Source organism: Enterobacter sp. 302C9 (genome assembly GCF_034106085.1).
GTDB lineage: Bacteria > Pseudomonadota > Gammaproteobacteria > Enterobacterales > Enterobacteriaceae > Enterobacter > Enterobacter asburiae_B.
The window spans coordinates 696,675-713,642 of record NZ_JAWNBW010000001.1 but is presented as its reverse complement, the minus strand read 5'-3'; the positions used below and the strand labels follow the sequence as shown (position 1 = coordinate 713,642).

Below are 16,968 nucleotides of genomic sequence, written 5' to 3'. Positions count from 1 at the left end.
CGCAACGATATCGCTAAATTGCCAGTTCAATGCATGAACGCCACCCGCGGGTGGCGTTGTTTATTCCGCTTAGCGATTATCCAGCTGGGCGCGAACGTTGTTCAGCCCGGTAGTGTTGATGCGGTAAGGCTGCCCGTTCACGGAACGGATCAGCTTTTTGGTGCGGAGTTTTTTAAAGACGCTAAGCGTGCAGTCGCTCAGCACCAGCCCTTCACGGGTGTAGCACTCTACGGAAGTGACGCGGCCAGAGCTGTCGCGGACGTGCACAATACGTCCACCTTTAGCGAGAACGTGTAAGGTGCGTTGTTCCTGACGGGATAAATTCATACTGGAAAACCTGTGTAATCATCATGCGTAAAAACGAGCCCACACCCGCAGGTGCGCGCGTAAGGTTTAAGCGCAGCGATAACCAGTCCGTCCTGAAAAGGGCGGGAAACTGATTATCTGATGAAAACATTCTCCAGCATCAAAGCCTCGGTAAGAGATAGCAATATATTTACGGGATGAATGATAACGCCTGTTTTTTACAGGGAAATAGCAGAGTCTTAAAAGTGTGAGGCGGATCGATCCTAAAAATCGTGTTTAGTCAGTTTTACTGCCAGACTGGGATCCCCTGATGGACACTGACTGGAGCTTTTTTATGCCTGATAACTATACCGTTGTTGAGACCGTCCCCACTGCAGAAGCGTTTTGTCGGCTGCGCGAAATCTCGGGCCTCAGCCCTCGTCCTCTGGAGGCAGCCCGGAAAGCACTGCCTGGCAGCTGTTACGGCATGCATATTCTTTATGAGGGTAAACCAGTGGGTATGGGGCGAATCGTGGGGGACGGTGCGTTGAATTTCGATATTGTCGATGTCGCCGTTGATCCCCTTTATCAGGGGAAAGGGCTTGGCAGAGTCATTATGGAAACGCTTGTAGCCTGGCTGGATACCCATGCCTGTAAAGGGGCCTACGTTTGTTTAATGGCGGATGTGCCTGAGCTTTATGCAAAATTTGGTTTTACGCTCGTTCGCCCGGAAAGCGAAGGAATGGCCAGAATCTGGTGACAGACAAACCCGCGTTAAGGCAAAAGAAAAACCCCAGGTTAACGAGTAACCTGGGGTTTATATCTGGCGGAAGCGCAGAGATTCGAACTCTGGAACCCTTTCGGGTCGCCGGTTTTCAAGACCGGTGCCTTCAACCGCTCGGCCACACTTCCTAAGTGAGGCGAACTATAAACACCTCACCGCGTGCTGTAAAGAGTGGCTGCACTCGTTCGCTGTAAAAATAGTCAAAACGTGTTTAATCGGTTGAACTGACGACACATCGACGATTTTATCAGCACAGGCCTAGTGTTTTTTGATGTACATGTCTTTCGTGAAATAGTACCCCAGCTTATCCGGCGTAAATCCGCCTACCCACGGTTTCACCAGGTGGGTGCGGACGTAGTGATAAACCGGAATAGCCGGCACATCACGCCCCAGCAGATCTTCCGCCTGCTGGTAGAACTTACCCCGCTCTTCCGCTGATTTGGCTTTTGCGGCATCGAGCAGCGCCCGATCGTATTCCGGATTGCTGTACTGGCTGGTGTTTTCGCTGTCGCCCGTGCGGAAGTTGTTCAGGAAGGTCGCCGCATCGTCGTAATCGGCAATCCACGCGTACCGCACCGCGTCAAAGTTGTGGGTGTGCATGGTATCCAGCATGGTTTTCCACTCCTGGTTTTGCAGCTTTGCCTCCACGCCAAGGTTTTTCTTCCACATGGAGCTGGCCGCAATCGCGATGCGCTGGTGCGATTCAGAGGTGTTGTAGAGCAGGTTGAAGCTCAGAGGATGGCTGGCGTTATATCCGGCCTCGTTCAGCAGCTTTTTCGCCTCCGCGATGCGCTTGTCAAGCGGCCAACTGGCGTAATCCGGGTTCTGTAGCTTCACGCCGCCGATATCCGGCTGGCTGATGAGCCACGCCGGGCGCTGCCCCTGCCCTAATACTTTTCCGGCAATGATGTCTTTATCCAGCGCCATGTTCAGCGCCTTACGCACGCGCGCGTCGTTAAACGGCGGCCGGGTGGTATTGAATTCGTAGTAATAGGTCGCCAGCTGAGGTGAAACGTCCAGCTCGCTGCCCAGGGTTTTCTTGAGCTGGGCAAACTGGTTGATCGGCACCGTGTACACGATGTCAATTTCGCCCGCCTTATAGCGGTTCACATCCGAGGCCTCAGAGGTGATGGGCAGGTAGGTGACTTTGTTAATCACGGTATGCGCGTTATCCCAGTAGCGCGGGTTGCGCTCTGCCACGATGCGTTCGTTGACCACCCACTGCGACAGCTTATACGCCCCGCTGCTCACGAAATGCTCCGGCTTGGTCCACTTATCCCCGAAGCGGCCAATCAGCACTTTATCCACCGGCACCAGTGACGGGTGCGCCAGCATCGCGAGGAAGGCCGCGTTTGGCTGCGTGAGCGTCACTTCCAGCGTGGTGTCGTTAATCGCTTTTACGCCCAGCGTATCGGGCGCTTTTTTTCCCTGAGCAATATCGGCCGCGTTGACGATATGCATGTTGCCCGGATAGCTGGCATACGGCGAAGCCGTTTTCGGATCGATCAGGCGCTGCCAGCTCCAGACCACATCCTCAGCGGTAATCGCCGTGCCGTCGCTCCAGGTGATGCCCGGGCGCAAATGGAACGTCCAGACGGTGTTGTCCTTGTTCTCCCATTTTTCCGCCAGTCGGGGTTGAACTTCGCCTGCCGGGGAAACGCCCACCAGCCCTTCGAATAGATCACTGATAATATTGAATTCGACATCGCTTTCGACTTTATGCGGGTCGAGCGAAGCCGGTTCACTGCCGTTGTTTCTGACCAGTTCCTGTTTGTCGGCCAGCGCGGTTCCTGTCGGCACGTTAGCCGCCCAGGCTGCCGTGCTGGCGCACAGGATCCCTGCGGTTAACAAAGAAAGCGTAAAGTGAGTGCGTGTTTGTGGTTTCATTTCCTTCGCCTTATAGTCTGTTTTATGACGATCCGGAAATAACTCTTAGCGTTCGAATGGTAATAACGCAATATTTTTCAGTAACCTATAAGAGCTTGATCTGGTAAATTGTCGCAAACCGCTGTTCATACTGGCGAAACGGATTTCTGCAGAAGAAATAACCGCCTCCAGCGCTAACGTGCTGAGTAAAGATGGGTAAAACCACTTTGAGACTGGCGTGCCGTTTCCTATTCTTTCCACTAATTACATCTGTCATAAGAGAGTGACTCATGGATCGTATAATTACTTCTTCACGCGACCGCACATCGCTACTCAGCACCCATAAGGTGCTGCGCAATACCTATTTCATGCTCAGCCTGACGCTGGCTTTCTCAGCGATCACCGCCACCGCCAGCACCGTTCTGATGCTGCCGTCTCCGGGGCTGATCCTGACGCTGGTGGGTATGTATGGTCTGATGTTCCTGACCTACAAAACCGCTGACAAGCCCGTCGGCATCCTGTCCGCGTTTGCTTTCACCGGCTTCCTGGGCTACATCCTGGGGCCGATGCTGAATGCGTATCTGTCTGCCGGTATGGGTGATCTTATCGGCATGGCGCTGGGCGGTACCGCGCTGGTGTTCTTCTGCTGCTCGGCCTACGTGCTGACCACGCGTAAGGACATGTCCTTCCTCGGCGGTATGCTGATGGCGGGTGTTGTGGTAGTGCTGGTGGGCATGGTGGCAAACATCTTCCTGCAGCTGCCTGCCCTGCATCTGGCAATCAGCGCCGTGTTTATTCTGATTTCTTCAGGCGCGATCCTGTTTGAAACCAGCAACATCATTCGCGGCGGCGAGACGAACTATATCCGCGCCACCGTGAGCCTGTATGTGTCGCTGTACAACATCTTCGTCAGCCTGCTGAGCATCCTGGGCTTCGCCAGCCGCGATTAAGCACAACGGATACGAAAAAGGAGAATGCCTGTGGCATTCTCCTTTTTTTATGCCCTACTCACCCCGGCAAATATAGGTGGGATAGCGCCGGTCCTGAATCAGCCACACGGAAGGCGAGAGTTCAGAGATCGTCAGGTAGTAGCGTGCGGTCGGATTGGCGAAGCTACCCCACTGAGCATCAGGCGTATTGTCATTGTGCCGACGCCAGGTTTTGGTGTAGCTCAATACGATGACGTTATCATCGTCCCGCTGCTGCCAGGTAAAATCCACATCCCTGTCAACGATCAAACATTGCCCGCCAGCCCTTGCCGCGCCTTTATAGGTGGTCAACCCGGTACCGTCCCGATGAAAATAGAACTGGGCAACGGTATTGACCTTCACTTCACTGGCTTTTCCCTCATTGCGCGTGAAATTAAATTCAGTGCTGCAGGCCAGCACATCCTTTTTACCCACGCTGCCGGAATAGTAAAAAAATGCCAGCGAACAACCAACCAGTACACCGCCCACGCCAAAAAGAAGTTTTATTTTCATTTTTGTGCCCCGCTTTTATAACGTATGGTTTTACACAGGCTGGTTTTGCTGACCGGACAGGCACCAATAAACACCTCATCTGCAGCGGAAATAGTAAAACGGGCGCTGAAATAATAAATGTCGTACTCCTCCCGTCCGCACGCCACGTTATTAGCCTCCAGCCGCTCCGCTAATTTCGATAGCACCAGCGGTCGTCCGTGATCGTTGATAATCCAGATGCTGCAACGCGCGATTTTTTCCTTAACCGGCTTGAGTTTCGCCGGAATGAAAATCCCCTGCTGTCGGCTGAAGTAGAGGCTCGTCCCCAGCGCAGCGACGATCAATACGGCCACAATCGCCCATTTTTTCATGGAGGCGCGTTGAGGCTTTACTTCTTGCGGTGCGACCGAGGGTTGCGGATCGACGGATGGAATATTCTCCCCCGGCTGAAAAATCACCTCAGCATCAAAGCGAAATCCGTAACGGGGTACGGTCACAATAAATTCGTGCCCCTCTCCCAGAGACTGGAAGCTTTTACGTAATTCGCTTACCGCTTTATTGAGATTATTTCCCGATGGCGTAAAGCCAAATTCCTCCCAAACGCGAGTGATCAATTCCTCCCGACTCAGGTCGTGCCCTTTGTGTTTTATAAATTCCTGCAAAAGCCGCACGGCTGGCGCCGAAAGCGTTAATACAGATTCTGGTTGTCCAACAAGACTTATTGCATGTGCTTCAGGATCGAATAACAACGAATTATTGCATATAAAAAACATCTTTTATTCTCGGCTGTTACCGCATGCTTTTTTAATCCCTGGTACATCGACATGAAAACCGCCTCCTGACCTGCTTATTTTTTCATCAGAAGGAATTTTCTTCCTATCCCTGGCCGCGGTATTTTCGCTTAACTATACAACCTTAAAGACAGAAAAGCAGGATAAAAACCTGTATTTAACGAGTTAATTAATACAAATTTTCACAAACCGCTGTTCTGGTTAAAGTTTCCCTGCCCTGAAGCAATACGAAAGCAGACGGTGTCCTGGTGTTAACGCGCCGCCGATGAACTCAGAGCAGGCAGACTGAATGTGAAACAGAAAAATAGAGTGAACATGACAACCGCCTTTTATGTCGCCGCGCTGTCATTGCCATTTTTCTCAGAAATGGCAATGGCCAATATGAGCGTGTACCCCATGGAACTGAATGTGGACAGGTCCGGTGCGGCGCAAATTAAGGTAGCGTCGAAAACGGATGATATTCAGTTCATTCGGGTGAGGCAAAAGAAAATTCTTAATCCCGGCACGGCCCAGGAAAAAGAGATTGATGTGGCCTCGTGGAAAGAAGGCGGCGTTGTTGTCACGCCCGAAAAATTTGCCCTCGCGGCAGGCGCCATGCGCGTCGTTCGTCTGGTATCGCTTACGCCACCGGAAAAAGAGACCACCTGGCGCGTCTATTTTGAAGGGGTAAAGCAGCCTGACAGCATTATTCCCGGCAAGGCAGAAAGCCCGGCTGCGACGGCGACATTGGGCGTCAATGTGATCTGGGGCGCCCTGATCCACCTCGCCCCGGAAAAAAGTGTGGTTTCACTCTCGATAGACCCTCGCAGGGGCACGTTAAAAAACAACGGTACGCTGCGCGTGCCGCTGAGAGAGATCGGTATTTGTGACGGAGATTCGTCGTGTAAATGGGTTAAAGAAGACGCGACGATTTATCCGGATACCGAACGGAAATTAAAAACGCTCACAAATACACAAGGCCAGAAATATAAATTCCGCTACTTCAACTGGGTGAATAAAACCGCTGAAGAAGCTGATTTACCCGTCGTGCAATAACACGACGTTACCGTAAAGACCCAAAAGGGTTTGTTTAAAGAGCCAGGGTGCTCATTTGTAAATATGGAGATATCAATGCGTAAGTACTTTAAACCTCTGATGATTGTTGCCGCGATGACCACGTCCGTTAGCGCGCTGGCGATCCAAAAAGATATTACCGTCAACGCCAGCGTTGATTCACAGCTGGATATGACCCAGGCCGATAACACGCCGCTGCCGGCAAGCATCGATATGCAGTACCTGCCAGGCCGCGGTCTGGAAAGCTATCGCCTGAATACCAAGGTGTGGTCTAACTCCGCCACCAGCAACGTGAAAGTCCGTCTGGTAAGCGCCGCGAAGCTGGCAAATGCCGACGGTGCTGAGACCATCCCAATGACGGTGAAGCTGGGCGACAAAACCCTCTCTACCGCCGATGTGGAATATACCGGTACCGAACTGTTCCCGGGAAGCATTGAAAACGGTTCAGCGGTACTGCCGCTGACCATTTCTCAGACCACCAAAGGCATTCTGAAAACCGGTCAGTACAGCGGCGTTGTCAGCCTGATGCTGACGCAGGCGACTACCACGGAAGGCGGTGCGTAACACCACAGCACCTAAGGAATAACGTCAGAGGGTGCCCACCCTCTGACGTCAGGATGATGTCGAGGCTCGTTCATGGCGTTTCACAGAAATACTCTCCTCTTTGTTGCTTTGTTACCCGCATCCATCCAACTCGCCTGCGCCGGGATGGCCGTCCCGGCAGGTTTTGAAGATCTGGCGAAAACGCAGCGCCTGTGGACAGAGGTCAACCTCTACGGCGAGTCGCTTGGACTTTTTGAAACGGATATCACGCTTGAAACGGTCAGTTTTGTCGCACCTGAAACCGTTGTGGCGGCCATCAAACGTCGGTTTAACGACGACCCTGCTCTCGTTGGCACCGTGTCTGCCGCGCTGGCCGTTCCGCTTGCCCGTAACGGCAACCTGGCCTGCAGCAGCAACGGCTCCGCAGCGGGCTGCGATTACATTGATACCGACCGCGCGGCCATTATCTATGATGAGAATAACGCCCGTATTAGCCTGTTTTTGGACAAGAAATTTCTGCCTAAAGCCACCGCGGAAAATCAGTGGTATCAGCCCACGCAGGACACCGAAAATGCGCTGATCCATCAGCAGAATATTAATTTTGTTGCCGACAGGGATTATCAGTCAGCCACCGTACAGGGCAATGGCGCGCTGGCGCTCACGCAGGACGGCTATGTTAACCTCGACTGGACCTGGCTGGGACAGCGTTCAAGGCGCCAGCAGCAACAGGAAATCACCGTCAACAACGCCTGGTTCCGCCAGGATATCCTGCGTCAGTACTATGTCCAGCTGGGCGAGATGGATACCCGCGATCTGTTCAGTAATGCCGGCGGGAATATCAACCTCAGCCAGCTGCCGCTGGGCAAAATTCGCGGTCTGCGCACGGGTTCAACACGGGCGTGGATTAATCCGGTTCAGCAGTCAAAGGGAACGCCTGTCACCGTACTGCTTTCCCATGACGCGCGTATCGACGCCCGCCGTGGCAATCAGCTGCTGGCCAGCTTTTACCTGAATGCCGGGGCGCAAACCCTCGACACGCGCTCGTTTCCGGACGGGAGCTACACCGTCACGCTGTCGGTCTATGAAAATAACCGGCTGACGCGTACCGAGCAGGTGCCGTTTACCCGAACCGGCATTACGCCATTTGACCGCGTCGAGTGGTTCCTGCAGGCGGGTGAAACCGACAATAGCGATCGGAACGAAGAACGCAGCGCGGTTGCGCAGGCGGGTGTGCGCCTGCCCGTCACCCCGACCCTGGCGCTGACCAGCGGAGCAACGATAAAGAAAAACCAGCGTTTCCTGGAAAATGCGCTCGACTGGAGCCGGGGCTTCAACGCGGGCCCGATCGACGGCGTGCTGAGTACCCGGTTTAGCTACCTTTACGGCAGCGAAGGCCAGCGCGGCAATATTCAGCAAATCAGCTACAACGACGGTTTTTCGCTGAGCCTCTATCGCAACGCGCTATCAGCGGAAAACTGCAACACCCGAAGCGCGGGGTTTGACGCCGTGAACGGCTGCTATCGCACCCTCTCGGTGATGTTTTCCGTCCCTGTCGGGGCCTGGTATGCGAGCCTCGGATATTCGGATAACCGCAACGAAGGACGGTACGTTTCACGTCGGGAGCTCCCGGACAGCGACGATCGCCACGATGCGGGTTTGCCGTGGGAATCGGTCTATATGACCCGCTCGCGCTCGCGGGCCTGGCAGGGAGGGCTGAGCAATGTCTTTAGCACCCGAGGCCTGAACATTAACAGCAGCATTAACCTGTTCATGCGTCACGATGACGCCCGCGACGGCAGGGACAAAGGCGGCTACCTGAGCGTGAGCCTGTCCATGGCGCATAACCGTCAGGGTGATGCCTCGAGCTATACCTCTATGGGCGCGACCTGGCAGCACCAGCAGCGTGAAAAAAATCAGCTGAGCTACAACGTGGCGCATAACTGGTACGCCGATGCACGCGGCGAAAACGAGTATGGTCTGAGCGCGTCGGGCATTAACAGCGACTCGCTGAATACCTCAGCCTATACGCGCCAGGGCGGGCGATACGGCAACGGCAGCCTGACCGTCAGCGACGCCTGGGATCGTCAGGACAGGCGCCATACGCTGAGCAGCAGCGGCAACTACAGCTCGACCCTTGCGCTGTCGCGTTCTGGCCTGTGGCTGGGACGCTGGAGCGACGGTCGTCCTGCTTCCGCCGTCGCGGTTAACGTTGCCACACCGGAAGATACCCAGGCTCCTAGCGTTGCCGTGTCGCTGGATAACAGCGGGAGCGCAGACATTCCGGGCAATAGCCGCGCCCTCTTCGCAGTGCCGGGCTACCAGCAGACAACGTTGACGATTAACGAATCGCTGGACGTATCCCGGGGGGCCAGCAGTGAGATCACGCAAGGTTCAGGCAGCAGAACGCTGTTTATGGTGCCTGGCAAACTGCTGCGTCGGGATGTGCAAACCACCGCAAGCTACACCTGGCTCGGCCAGTTAACCGACGAGCGTCATTCGCCGTTTATCGGTGGCGTGCCGCTGAACGTTAACGGCTGGAGCGATCTTGGCAACGGCGGATTCAGCGCCCAGAGCGATGCCCTGCTGCATAACCTCTACCTGGTGCGCCAGCAGCAGTTTTATCAGTGCGAACTCAACGTGAAAAGTATGCGCGACGTGGTGCGCTATGTCGGCTCAATTCCTTGCCGGGAGTTAACCTTCTCCGCCCTGCCGGATGCCGTCCAGCAGCAGGCGCAGCTGATGCTCGCCGGACGATCGGTACCTGCCAGTCCAACTGCCATGAACGTCGACAACCTCATTAAAGGGAAATGATGTGATTAAGTGCTTCTTTATATTACTGTTCTTAAGCCTGTGGACAGGCCAGGCGCTGGCGGGCGCCCCTGCGGGACGAAACACCAGCGTTGGGATCAGCTTCGATCGTACGGCACCGCCTGCGCGTTTCGATATCTGGTTTCATGAATCGGGCGGCTATGACCTCGCCGACCCGCAAAAGTGGGGACGTAATACCCTGACCTGTGAGTCCCGAACTGATACCGCGAACGGGGCCTGCATGAACTCACCGGTCTGGTTCTCAGCTAACCCGGCCGCGCCCTATGCCATCAATTTACGTTTCACGCATGCCCTCACCAGCAAGACGGTGGATATCAAGGTATATGGCGATCACTACATGTTTATCAACAATAAAGTCTTTACCTTCGCCAGTTTTGTCACAGGGGGAACGGGCGATCTCAGCGCCTGGAACAGAGAACCCTATTTCGATTTCTATATTGTGAAAAGCGAACTGGATAAGCTCGCCCTGCCGGGGATCTGGACCGCAACGCTGAAGCAGAACCTGCGTCAATGGGGGAGCGCCGACTGTGGCGGAAACTTCAATGACGTAAACGTCGGATGCCCTGGCTACCTCACCATCGCCAGGTGGCAGGCAAACATTCGCATTGAGGTGGTCGATCCGGGTAATCAGCAGATTTATCTGCCGGCCTTTCCGCACTCAACGCCCGTCGTTAACCTCAACCTGACCAACTTCCCGGGGCGGCCGGGAGGTAGTGAGATCCAGGGTGAAAACTCGCTGGATATGTGCCTTTACGACGGCAAAAACAGTACCAGCACCCGCGCCTATCTTCGCTTTGAGGATGACGGACTCCCCTCAGCGGATCGTGCCGAAGGCGCGTTTTCTATCAGGCGACGCGGCGGTAGCCAGACCGATGCGCGGGATCGTCTCGATTATCGGGTCTCCGTCACCAATCCAATAACAGGCGCAACCGAAGCCGTCGCGAACGGTAAAACCCTGGTCTGGCAAGGCACGAACGATCCGCAGCATCTGCGTCAGGTCGTGCTGCCCGGCGGACGCGAGAGCGTATTGTGCATTCCTGCCCCTATTATCCTGAAAACCCCCGCGTTTGCCGCCAGCAGCAAAAACGCGGGCGACTATACCGGCACGCTGCGCGTTATCTATACGCCCAGCACGTTATAACGAGGTCACCGTGAGTTACGCTATTCTCGACAATAATCGATTTTACGCCGAAGGGTTGCGCTACGCGCTGCTGCGTCGGGGCGTTCAGCCAGAGGTCCAAAGCGACACCGTGCAATGGCAGCCAGCGCTGCTTACCCGCCGCGTGGTTGTCGTACGCTGCCGTTTTTCCGTGGCGGGTACGCATCAGGCATTGATAAACATTTTGCTCAGACTGGAAGCCGCCCGCTGGCAAGGCAGCCTGTATCTGGTCTGCAATGAAAAGGGGTGGGCGCTGGCGACGCATTTACGCAAGCGTTTCAGTACGTTGACCCTTTATATCATCGATGACCGGATCGCCGTCGCTGATGCGGCATATTTGCTGGCAAAAGAGCCTCGCCGCGTCCGAAGTCTTGACTGCTGTCTTACCGGCCTTGAATTCAACGTGCTCGATCTGATGCTTACCGGCTTGCCGGTACGCCACATTGCCATCGTGACGCGTATGTCTGAGAAGCAGGTTTCAACCCATAAATGCAACGCGCTGAAAAAGCTTAATGCCAACAATCTGCTGCAACTGCTCCTGTAGGGCACGGCTTATCCTTCGGCGGCTTTTTTGCTACACTGTCGCCGTTTTTTTCACAGACGACAGAAGATTATGTTCATTTTTGCAGGCCAGGAAATTGAGACCGATAGCGAAGGCTATCTGAAAGATACGACGCTCTGGAGCGAGCCGCTGGCGGAGAAAATTGCGGAAAACGAAGGGATTACCCTCTCCCCCGAACACTGGGAAGTGGTGCGTTTTGTCCGCGAGTTCTATCTTGAATTCAACACCTCTCCGGCGATCCGCATGCTGGTCAAAGCCATGGCCAATAAGTTCGGCGAAGAGAAAGGCAACAGCCGCTATCTGTATCGTCTGTTCCCGAAAGGCCCGGCAAAACAGGCCACCAAAATTGCCGGCCTGCCTAAGCCGGTGAAGTGTATTTAATACCGAATCCCGAAGTTTACGTATTCGCGCCCGGGTTGATGCGGTTCCGTTAACACCTTATCAACCCGTGCGCTGCGCGGCCCGCCCGCTTTCAGCCACGCCACCAGCTTGTCGACCTGCTCCGCTTCGCCGCAGGCGACCACCTCAACGCTGCCGTCGTCCCTATTTCGCGCGTATCCCGTGAGCCCAAGCTCAACCGCTTCGCGCTGGGTGCTGTAGCGGAACCCCACGCCCTGAACAACGCCGTGAACCCAGGCAATGGTGCAGACTTTTGACATTTTTCTTCTCCTTAACGTAGCGTTTTAGGCAAACAGCCATAGTGCTGCCGGAAACGGGCGGTGAAACGAGAGCTGGAAAGATACCCACATTGTAATGCGATTTCGCCAATCGGTAATCGGGTTGACTGGAGCTGTGACAAAGCAACGGCCATCCTCACCTCCTCCACGATCTGGCGAAAACTCTGCGACTCTTCACGCAAGCGTCTGCGCAGCGTCGGCACGCTTAAGGCCAGACGGCTGGCAACGTCCTGCGCGGTCCAGTCTCTGGAGGGCGACAGCATAATGAACTGCCGCACCTGCTCGGTCAGGTTACTGTTACGCTCAACAAGCAGCGGACCCGCCACGCCATCGTGCAGCAGGGCCAGCAAAAGACCGAAAGCCTGATGCTTTTGTAGAGCCTCCGGTAAATCCTGACGCACGGCGTGCAGCAGATTGTCCCACATAAACGCCAACCCCTCGCTCAGCGGGGCGCAGAGCGAATGCAGCGTCGTGCGCGGCCAGGATTTCAGGTAATGCGCCTTAAACTCGGCGACGATCTCCGGGGATAACATTAGCAAATCCGAGTGAAACAGACCGTTTACAGGCTGATTGATAATCTCCATCGCCGTATTGGCCGGGATAATGATGAGCTCATCCCGTGTCGCCTCCAGGCGGTTATCATCCTGAACTATCACCTTAGTGCCGTGAGTGATATGACAAATAGCCGGAAAAAACAGTTTAACCTGGTGCAGGCGATGCATTTTGCTGGCAGTCACTTCACCCGCGGTAAGATGGTTATGTCGAAAATGAAACTCCTGCACCCTGCCATCCTTATCTGCTGTAGGTTGCTGTTAACTGAGCCTTTGCCAGAACGTGACTATTGAGCATAAAACCGACCAGCGCGCCGCTGGCATTGTTGTCGACGGGCAGTTTATCCACGTCCAGGGCCCAGACGGTAATCTGATAGCGGTGAGGCTTGTTCCCTTCGGGTGGACATGCGCCGCCGAATCCAGAATAGCCGAAATCATTACGCCCCTGCACAACGCCGGCAGGTAATTTCTCGCCGTTCGGGTTACCGGCGTCAGCGGGCAGCGTCATTGTCTTCGCCGGAATATTGGCTACGGTCCAGTGCCACCAGCCGCTGCCGGTAGGCGCATCCGGGTCATATACCGTGACGGCAAAACTTTTCGTACCGGCAGGCGGATTTTTCCATGCCAGCTGTGGAGAGATATTCCCACCGTGGCAGCCAAACCCCTCAAATACCTGCTGTTGCGCCAGCCGCCTTTCGCCGGAAATATCCCGGCTGGTGATGCCGAAAGGCGTTGTTGCTAAAACCTGAAAACTCATCGCCGCCAGAGCGGCTATTGCTATCACACTGCGCTTTTTCATGGGTGCTCCCTCTGCTGTACCGGAAGCCCCACTCTAAACCCAGCTGCAATATCGTAATGTGCCTAAGCGATTTGATTTTGTGCCGAAACGCTCAACGGTATCCGCAGATGATTGCGCCTTGCTGAATGTGGTAATCTACGCGCCATTTCCTGAAATCGACAGAACAGCAAATTATGAGTGTACGTTTAGTGTTAGCCAAAGGGCGCGAGAAATCATTACTGCGCCGTCATCCCTGGGTCTTTTCCGGCGCGGTTGCCCGTATGGAAGGCAAAGCCAGCCTCGGTGAAACCATTGATATCGTTGACCATCAGGGGAAATGGTTAGCGCGAGGCGCCTACTCGCCAGCGTCCCAGATCCGCGCTCGCGTCTGGACGTTTGATAAAGATGAAACCATCGACATCGACTTCTTCGTTCGCCGTCTGCAGCAGGCGCAGCAGTGGCGCGACTGGCTGGCAAAACGCGACGGGCTGGACAGCTACCGCCTGATTGCCGGTGAGTCCGACGGCCTGCCTGGCGTGACCATCGATCGCTTCGGTAACTTCCTGGTGCTGCAGCTCCTGAGCGCCGGAGCGGAATACCAGCGTGCCGCGCTGATCAGCGCGCTGCAAACGCTGTTCCCGGAATGCGCCATTTACGACCGCAGCGATGTGGCGGTGCGCAAAAAAGAAGGCATGGAGCTGACTCAGGGGCCCGTAACGGGCGAACTGCCACCGGCCCTGCTGCCGATTGAAGAGCACGGCATGAAGCTGCTGGTGGATATTCAGGGCGGGCACAAAACGGGTTACTACCTCGACCAGCGCGATAGCCGTCTGGCTACGCGTCAGTACGTTGCCGACAAACGCGTGCTGAACTGCTTCTCCTATACCGGCGGTTTTGCCGTTTCGGCGCTGATGGGCGGCTGTGCTCAGGTGGTGAGCGTGGACACCTCGCAGGAAGCGCTGGACGTGGCAAAACAGAACGTCGAGCTCAACAAGCTGGACTTGAGCAAAGCGGAGTTTGTCCGCGATGACGTGTTCAAGCTGCTGCGTAAATATCGCGATCAGGGCGAGAAGTTCGACGTCATCGTGATGGATCCGCCGAAGTTTGTGGAAAACAAAAGCCAGCTGATGGGCGCGTGCCGCGGGTATAAAGATATCAACATGCTGGCTATCCAGCTGCTGAACCCGGGCGGGGTTCTGCTCACCTTCTCCTGCTCCGGCCTGATGACCACAGATTTATTTCAGAAAATCATCGCCGATGCCGCAATAGATGCTGGTCGTGATGTACAATTTATAGAGCAGTTCCGTCAGGCAGCCGATCACCCCGTGATTGCTACCTACCCGGAAGGACTGTATCTGAAAGGGTTTGCCTGTCGCGTCATGTAACTTGAAAAGAGAAATATTGCCCGCACATAACGTGTAAGTCGTATTTCCCGGGAGGTGACTATGATTGCCAGCAAATTCGGTATCGGCCAGCAGGTCCGCCACACTTTGCTAGGGTATTTGGGTGTGGTCGTGGATATCGACCCGGAGTATTCCCTTGATGAACCGTCAGCAGACGAGCTGGCGGTGAACGCAGAGCTTCGCGCCGCGCCCTGGTACCATGTGGTAATGGAAGGTGATGATGGACAACCCGTTCACACCTATCTGGCCGAAGCGCAGCTGAGTAGCGAGCTGCAGGAAGAGCATCCGGAGCAACCCACAATGGATGAACTTGCTCAGACTATCCGCAAACAGTTACAGGCTCCGCGCCTGCGGAACTAAGCGTGTAAAAAAAGCCCGATAACGGGCTTTTTTTTATTACTTCGCCAGCCCCAGACGGGGGATGTCGATCGCCGGACAGCGATCCATGACGACCTTCAACCCCGCATCCCGCGCCAGCACGGCGGCCTGCTCGTTAATCACGCCCAGCTGCATCCACAGCGTTTTCGCCCCTACGGCGATAGCGTCCTGCGCCACTTCCCACGCTGCCTCGGAATTACGGAAGACATCGACCATATCGATTTTTTCCGGCACCTCCGCGAGCGTGGCGTAACCCTGCTGACCCAGCAATGTTTTCCCCGCCACTTTTGGTGAGACCGGGATAACGTGATAGCCCTGATCGAGAAGGTATTTCATCACCCGATAGCTGGGACGATCGGGTTTATCGCTCGCGCCCACCAGCGCAATGGTACGCGTGGATGTCAGAATCTCGGCAATATCGTTCTCTTTCATGGTTTTTCTCCTGGCTTTTTTAAAAGTGTACGCCAAACCGCACATCTCAACCATCCATCCCATACAGATGCATGAGGGCAAAACGGCGAAATATGTCTATATGTTAGTAAACGTGATTATCGAAAAATTTAGATACATTAATGCGGCGACAGGATTTCTGACGGGAGCCTTCTATGAAAACCGGTATTGCCACTGCCCTGATTGCGTTAGTGATGCCGGTCTGCGTTTTTGCTACCACGCTCCGGCTCTCTACCGACATTGATCTTCTTGTACTGGACGGGAAAAAGGTCTCCAGCTCGTTATTGCGCGGTGCAGACAGCATCGAGTTAGATAACGGGCCGCATCAGCTGGTCTTTCGGGTAGAAAAGTCGATCGGTCTGGCTAATCACGAGCAACGGATGTACATCTCCCCGCCGCTGATCGTCAGCTTTAATACCCGGCAAATCAGTCAGGTGAACATCACCCTGCCTCGCCTTGAAACGGAGAAGGAATCTGCGGCCTTCGACGCTTCACCCCGCGTTGAACTGCTGGACGGGAATGCGATGCCGATTCCGGTGAAGCTGGATATTCTGGCGTTAACGACCTCGCCGAAAGGCCCGGATTACGAGGCCGCGACCCAGACCTATAACAAAGCGGGGAAACGCGCCTCGCTTCCGCAGTTTGCCACCATGATGGCGGACGACAGTACGCTTCTATCCGGCGTCTCTGAACTGGACGTTATTCCTCCCCAGTCCCAGACCCTGACGGAACAGCGCCTTAAATTCTGGTTCCAGCAGGCCGATCCCGACACGCGGGCCCGGTTTTTACAGTGGGCAAAACAACAACCTTCATCATAAGCCACATTTTTTACGCCTTTCTCTTGCAGCGTCAGACGGTTCCCGTCATCGTGTAGTCAGTTAACCTGATGGATATGATTATGGAACTGACAACACGCACGCTGCCTGAGCGCAAACACATTGCTCTTGTGGCGCACGATCACTGTAAACAAATGCTGCTTAACTGGGTTCGCCGCCATCAGCCTTCGCTGGAAAAGCACGCCCTGTCGGCGACCGGCACAACCGGTAACCTGATCCAGCGCGAAACGGGTCTGCAGGTGAATGCCATGCTGAGCGGTCCGATGGGCGGCGATCAGCAGGTCGGCGCGCAGATTTCCGAAGGGAAAATTGATGTGCTGATCTTCTTCTGGGACCCGCTGAACGCGGTTCCGCACGATCCGGATGTTAAAGCGCTGCTGCGCCTGGCGACGGTGTGGAATATTCCGGTGGCGACAAACCTGTCGACGGCGGATTTCATCATCGAATCGCCGCAGTTTAACTCGCCGGTTGATATCCTTATTCCGGACTATCAGCGTTATCTTTCCGACAGACTGAAGTAGCTTTTTTGCCGGGTGGCGGCTATGCCTTACCCGGCTACAAAA

20 protein-coding genes and 1 tRNA gene are annotated in these 16,968 nt (G+C 54.9%); 12 read left to right on the top strand and 9 right to left on the bottom strand.

The window, feature by feature from the left end; translation table 11 throughout:
- Positions 1-69 precede the first annotated feature (69 nt).
- Positions 70-327, bottom strand: a complete 258-nt coding sequence (locus tag UR289_RS03365) for a YjhX family toxin (RefSeq protein ID WP_021240841.1) — start codon at positions 325-327, stop codon at positions 70-72.
- Positions 328-640: 313 nt separating this feature from the next.
- Here UR289_RS03365 and UR289_RS03360 point away from each other — a divergent pair, with 313 nt between their 5' ends.
- Positions 641-1,045, top strand: coding sequence for a GNAT family N-acetyltransferase (locus tag UR289_RS03360; protein WP_033146518.1), 405 nt, complete (start codon positions 641-643; stop codon positions 1,043-1,045).
- Between the two features lie 64 nt (positions 1,046-1,109).
- Here UR289_RS03360 and UR289_RS03355 read toward each other — a convergent pair.
- A tRNA-Ser gene (locus UR289_RS03355) sits at positions 1,110-1,197 on the bottom strand.
- A gap of 130 nt (positions 1,198-1,327) precedes the next feature.
- The gene (locus UR289_RS03350) at positions 1,328-2,956 is read right to left on the bottom strand and encodes an ABC transporter substrate-binding protein (protein WP_214538273.1); all 1,629 of its coding nucleotides are present in this window, start codon (positions 2,954-2,956) and stop codon (positions 1,328-1,330) included.
- Positions 2,957-3,225: 269 nt separating this feature from the next.
- On the opposite strand from UR289_RS03350, the gene yccA reads away from it, so the two are divergent.
- Positions 3,226-3,885, top strand: a complete 660-nt coding sequence (yccA, locus tag UR289_RS03345; protein WP_023335168.1) for an FtsH protease modulator YccA — start codon at positions 3,226-3,228, stop codon at positions 3,883-3,885.
- 54 nt (positions 3,886-3,939) lie between these two features.
- On the opposite strand, the gene UR289_RS03340 is transcribed toward yccA, so the two are convergent.
- Together UR289_RS03340 and UR289_RS03335 are read right to left on the bottom strand one after the other, a co-directional pair.
- Positions 3,940-4,416 (bottom strand): hypothetical protein, encoded by a 477-nt coding sequence (locus UR289_RS03340; RefSeq protein WP_033145135.1) that lies wholly within the window; start codon positions 4,414-4,416, stop codon positions 3,940-3,942.
- Positions 4,413-5,168, bottom strand: coding sequence for a winged helix-turn-helix domain-containing protein (locus UR289_RS03335; RefSeq protein ID WP_033145134.1), 756 nt, complete (start codon positions 5,166-5,168; stop codon positions 4,413-4,415). Before UR289_RS03335 ends, UR289_RS03340 begins: the two co-directional genes overlap by 4 nt.
- 309 nt (positions 5,169-5,477) lie before the next feature.
- Between UR289_RS03335 and UR289_RS03330 the strand changes: the two genes are divergently transcribed.
- The 6 genes from UR289_RS03330 (at position 5,478) to tusE (ending at position 11,713) form a co-directional block, all read left to right on the top strand.
- The gene (locus tag UR289_RS03330) at positions 5,478-6,221 is read left to right on the top strand and encodes a fimbrial protein (protein WP_172620518.1); all 744 of its coding nucleotides are present in this window, start codon (positions 5,478-5,480) and stop codon (positions 6,219-6,221) included.
- A 75-nt stretch (positions 6,222-6,296) separates the two neighbouring features.
- A complete protein-coding gene (locus UR289_RS03325) occupies positions 6,297-6,803 on the top strand; it encodes a CS1 type fimbrial major subunit (protein WP_021240847.1) in 507 nt (168 codons plus the stop codon).
- Positions 6,804-6,875: 72 nt separating this feature from the next.
- Entirely contained in the window at positions 6,876-9,593 is a 2,718-nt protein-coding gene (locus tag UR289_RS03320; protein WP_320709155.1) for a TcfC E-set like domain-containing protein, read from the top strand.
- A 1-nt stretch (position 9,594) separates the two neighbouring features.
- The gene (locus tag UR289_RS03315) at positions 9,595-10,752 is read left to right on the top strand and encodes a CfaE/CblD family pilus tip adhesin (protein WP_320709154.1); all 1,158 of its coding nucleotides are present in this window, start codon (positions 9,595-9,597) and stop codon (positions 10,750-10,752) included.
- Positions 10,753-10,762: 10 nt separating this feature from the next.
- Complete coding sequence (locus UR289_RS03310; protein ID WP_047061513.1) at positions 10,763-11,314, top strand: LuxR C-terminal-related transcriptional regulator; 552 nt, start codon at positions 10,763-10,765, stop codon at positions 11,312-11,314.
- Between the two features lie 69 nt (positions 11,315-11,383).
- Positions 11,384-11,713, top strand: coding sequence for a sulfurtransferase TusE (gene tusE, locus UR289_RS03305; protein WP_008499913.1), 330 nt, complete (start codon positions 11,384-11,386; stop codon positions 11,711-11,713).
- On the opposite strand, the gene yccX is transcribed toward tusE, so the two are convergent.
- Genes yccX through UR289_RS03290 form a run of 3 tightly spaced genes read right to left on the bottom strand, consistent with a single transcriptional unit; the run spans position 11,710 to position 13,359 of the window.
- Positions 11,710-11,991 (bottom strand): acylphosphatase, encoded by a 282-nt coding sequence (gene yccX / locus UR289_RS03300; RefSeq protein ID WP_033145129.1) that lies wholly within the window; start codon positions 11,989-11,991, stop codon positions 11,710-11,712. The genes tusE and yccX overlap by 4 nt on opposite strands.
- Before the next feature lie 11 nt (positions 11,992-12,002).
- Entirely contained in the window at positions 12,003-12,791 is a 789-nt protein-coding gene (locus UR289_RS03295) for an AraC family transcriptional regulator (RefSeq protein ID WP_320709153.1), read from the bottom strand.
- A gap of 10 nt (positions 12,792-12,801) precedes the next feature.
- On the bottom strand, positions 12,802-13,359 hold the full coding sequence (locus UR289_RS03290; RefSeq protein WP_320709152.1) for a kinase inhibitor: 558 nt from the start codon (positions 13,357-13,359) through the stop codon (positions 12,802-12,804).
- A 173-nt stretch (positions 13,360-13,532) separates the two neighbouring features.
- Here UR289_RS03290 and rlmI point away from each other — a divergent pair, with 173 nt between their 5' ends.
- Both rlmI and hspQ read left to right on the top strand, forming a co-directional pair.
- Positions 13,533-14,723, top strand: coding sequence for a 23S rRNA (cytosine(1962)-C(5))-methyltransferase RlmI (rlmI, locus tag UR289_RS03285; protein WP_032658151.1), 1,191 nt, complete (start codon positions 13,533-13,535; stop codon positions 14,721-14,723).
- A 60-nt stretch (positions 14,724-14,783) separates the two neighbouring features.
- Positions 14,784-15,101, top strand: coding sequence for a heat shock protein HspQ (hspQ, locus tag UR289_RS03280; RefSeq protein WP_008499919.1), 318 nt, complete (start codon positions 14,784-14,786; stop codon positions 15,099-15,101).
- Positions 15,102-15,137: 36 nt separating this feature from the next.
- Here the strand turns inward: hspQ and UR289_RS03275 are convergent, their stop codons facing one another.
- Positions 15,138-15,551 carry a CoA-binding protein gene (locus tag UR289_RS03275; protein WP_023311036.1) on the bottom strand — a complete coding sequence of 138 codons (414 nt, stop codon included), beginning with the start codon at positions 15,549-15,551 and terminating at the stop codon, positions 15,138-15,140.
- Between the two features lie 173 nt (positions 15,552-15,724).
- Between UR289_RS03275 and csgI the strand changes: the two genes are divergently transcribed.
- Together csgI and mgsA are read left to right on the top strand one after the other, a co-directional pair.
- Complete coding sequence (gene csgI, locus UR289_RS03270) at positions 15,725-16,387, top strand: curli synthesis inhibitor (protein ID WP_033145125.1); 663 nt, start codon at positions 15,725-15,727, stop codon at positions 16,385-16,387.
- Positions 16,388-16,467: 80 nt separating this feature from the next.
- Positions 16,468-16,926, top strand: a complete 459-nt coding sequence (mgsA, locus tag UR289_RS03265; protein ID WP_033145124.1) for a methylglyoxal synthase — start codon at positions 16,468-16,470, stop codon at positions 16,924-16,926.
- Positions 16,927-16,968: the final 42 nt, after the last annotated feature.

Bases quoted from the DNA above. Each gene is read 5' to 3' on its own strand.
- UR289_RS03335 (WP_033145134.1), bottom strand. From the start codon at position 5,168: ATGTTTTTTATATGCAATAATTCGTTGTTATTCGATCCTGAAGCACAT.
- UR289_RS03360 (WP_033146518.1), top strand. From the start codon at position 641: ATGCCTGATAACTATACCGTTGTTGAGACCGTCCCCACTGCAGAAGCG.
- UR289_RS03325 (WP_021240847.1), top strand. From the start codon at position 6,297: ATGCGTAAGTACTTTAAACCTCTGATGATTGTTGCCGCGATGACCACG.
- UR289_RS03365 (WP_021240841.1), bottom strand. From the start codon at position 327: ATGAATTTATCCCGTCAGGAACAACGCACCTTACACGTTCTCGCTAAA.
- yccX (WP_033145129.1), bottom strand. From the start codon at position 11,991: ATGTCAAAAGTCTGCACCATTGCCTGGGTTCACGGCGTTGTTCAGGGC.
- UR289_RS03350 (WP_214538273.1), bottom strand. From the start codon at position 2,956: ATGAAACCACAAACACGCACTCACTTTACGCTTTCTTTGTTAACCGCA.
- hspQ (WP_008499919.1), top strand. From the start codon at position 14,784: ATGATTGCCAGCAAATTCGGTATCGGCCAGCAGGTCCGCCACACTTTG.
- tusE (WP_008499913.1), top strand. From the start codon at position 11,384: ATGTTCATTTTTGCAGGCCAGGAAATTGAGACCGATAGCGAAGGCTAT.
- UR289_RS03290 (WP_320709152.1), bottom strand. From the start codon at position 13,359: ATGAAAAAGCGCAGTGTGATAGCAATAGCCGCTCTGGCGGCGATGAGT.
- UR289_RS03320 (WP_320709155.1), top strand. From the start codon at position 6,876: ATGGCGTTTCACAGAAATACTCTCCTCTTTGTTGCTTTGTTACCCGCA.
- csgI (WP_033145125.1), top strand. From the start codon at position 15,725: ATGAAAACCGGTATTGCCACTGCCCTGATTGCGTTAGTGATGCCGGTC.
- mgsA (WP_033145124.1), top strand. From the start codon at position 16,468: ATGGAACTGACAACACGCACGCTGCCTGAGCGCAAACACATTGCTCTT.
- UR289_RS03340 (WP_033145135.1), bottom strand. From the start codon at position 4,416: ATGAAAATAAAACTTCTTTTTGGCGTGGGCGGTGTACTGGTTGGTTGT.
- rlmI (WP_032658151.1), top strand. From the start codon at position 13,533: ATGAGTGTACGTTTAGTGTTAGCCAAAGGGCGCGAGAAATCATTACTG.
- UR289_RS03275 (WP_023311036.1), bottom strand. From the start codon at position 15,551: ATGAAAGAGAACGATATTGCCGAGATTCTGACATCCACGCGTACCATT.
- yccA (WP_023335168.1), top strand. From the start codon at position 3,226: ATGGATCGTATAATTACTTCTTCACGCGACCGCACATCGCTACTCAGC.